Source organism: Candidatus Marivariicella framensis (assembly GCF_982709265.1).
Genome location: NZ_CEXPNT010000023.1, coordinates 13,055 through 15,431, shown reverse-complemented (window position 1 = coordinate 15,431; position 2,377 = coordinate 13,055). Strand labels below are relative to the sequence as shown.

Here is a 2,377-nt window from a genome sequence, read left to right as displayed (position 1 = left end):
TAAATTAATATATTGCGTTTAAATATGCTTTAAACATAAATTATAAACACTTGAAATGAAGGAAGTTAATAATATTAATCGTTTGTATTCTTTAGATGCACTAAGAGGATTCGATATGTTCTGGATTATAGGTGCTGAGGAAATATTTCATAAAATGGCTGAGATTAAATCTAATATCTTTTGGCACGGATTATCAAATCAATTTATTCATCCCGAATGGAATGGTTTTGTGTTTTATGATTTGATTTTCCCATTATTTTTATTCTTATCAGGAGTAGCAACCCCCTATTCCATTGGAAATCAAATAGCAAAAGGTAAAAAGAAAGGTAATTTATTGAAAAAAGTAATCAAAAGAGGATTAATACTTGTATTACTTGGAATCGTATACAATAATGGACTTGAAATTAAATCTATGGAAGAAATAAGATTTGGCAGTGTTTTGGGTAGAATTGGACTCGCATATATGTTTGCAAATATTATTTATTTATTCGCTAATCAAAGAAATCAAATTGTTTGGTTTTTTAGTTTGCTTATAGGGTATTGGGGAATTATTTTATTTTTTTCAGCTCCAGGTTTTTCTCCAGGAGATTTATCAATTGAGGGAAACATAATCTCATATTTAGATAGAGTTATAATGCCTGGTAAGCTATTTTTAGGAATACATGATCCTGAGGGACTATTTTCAACTATTCCTGCAATATCAACAGCTTTACTTGGTATTTATACTGGAAATATTTTAATTAAAACTAATACAGATAAAAGAAAGGAGACTACCATTAAGCTAATCATAACTGGTGTGTTGATTATAATTATTGCTCAAATATGGGATTTATATTTTCCAATAAACAAAAACTTATGGACCAGTTCTTTTGTTCTTCAATGTGGAGGTTTAAGCATGATACTGATGGCAATTTTCTATTATTTAATTGATGTATTAAAGTATCATAAATGGGCTTTTTTCTTTAAGGTTATTGGAATGAATTCAATATTAATATACATGTCAATTATATTCATAAATTGGAGTTATACAACAAATTCGCTCTTCAAATGGTTATTTGATATAATTGGTGAACCTTATAATTCTGTTACTTATGTTATTTGTTTATTAACTGTCCAATGGATGTTTTTATATTTACTTTACAAAAAGAAAATCTTTTTAAGAGTTTAATGAAATTTAATCAAAAATGAAGCTATATAAAATATTTTTTATCCTAATTATTTTAATTTCAGTTACATCTTGTAGTAGTAGTGACGACGATCCTCAAAATGATTCCCAAGTTGTAATTGATTCAGGAGAAAACTCTAACAACAATTCAAGTCAAAACTCGGACCATTTAATAACAACTCCTTCAGGAAACAAAGTTTCTTCATTATTAATGTCTTCAAGTGAATACAGCGATTGGAAAAGTAATGATCAGTTTTCAGAAGCTTCCTATAGGGAGGCAATAGTAAAAGATATATATAAAGAATTTTCAGATAAATATGATTTCATATTTCTGGTATTAAATGAAGAAGAAATTCCTGAGGGCATAAATTATTATGGAAAAAATGTGGGAGTATCTAATAATATTACTGGAATTGGAGGAGGAGTGTATAATTTCACTTCAAATTATGGTTCATCAGGAAAATTAAAATCAGTAATGCAATTATCTAGTTTAAGTTTTCTTCAAAACGGACCTGCATTACACGAATTAATGCATAATTGGGCTAACTACGCTTTACCCACAGAAAATGTAGATCAGACAGGCTCTAATCTTACCTCATATTCATATTATGGACATTGGGGTTTTACAGGAGGGAGCACAAAAGGTCAATTAGGTGGATTTAATCAGAGTAGCTTAGAGGATTTAGGGAATAATCAATATTCTGTTGATCCTTTTGGAGCATTTGCAAATGGAGGAAACAGTGTTCCATACAATGAATTAGAATTGTATTTAATGGGAATGACACCTATTAACTCTGTAAATCAATTTGATTTATTTAATGATATCACTTCACTTGAAGTTACTAATTCAAAATACACCTTTACTGCTAATAAAGTTAGTTATGGGCCTGACGAATTAGAAAGTTTACTGGGTGCAAGATCTCCAAGCTCTTCAGACTCTCAAAAAGAATTTGACTTATTACTTATTGTGTTAACCGATAATGCTCTGACTGATAATCAGTGGACTAGTATAAACGATGCAGCTGAATGGTTTTCATTTAAAGGAGCTGATGAACTTTATTTTTATAATTTTTGGGAAGCAACAAACGGTATTGGATCAATTAATATAGGAAATTAAAAAAATATTAATTGTTAAATGCTAATTCAACATTTCAAAAATCCTAATAAAAATTACAATCGTTATCCTGAAAAATTAAAATCAGTATTAAGCCT

General features: G+C 28.9%; 2 protein-coding genes. Both read left to right on the top strand.

The window, feature by feature from the left end:
• Positions 1–55: 55 nt before the first annotated feature.
• Positions 56–1,168: an acyltransferase family protein gene (locus AC34EU_RS07470; protein WP_487532835.1), complete on the top strand. Its 1,113-nt coding sequence runs from the start codon at positions 56–58 to the stop codon at positions 1,166–1,168.
• 16 nt (positions 1,169–1,184) lie between these two features.
• Entirely contained in the window at positions 1,185–2,282 is a 1,098-nt protein-coding gene (locus AC34EU_RS07465; RefSeq protein WP_487532834.1) for a hypothetical protein, read from the top strand.
• Positions 2,283–2,377 lie beyond the last annotated feature (95 nt).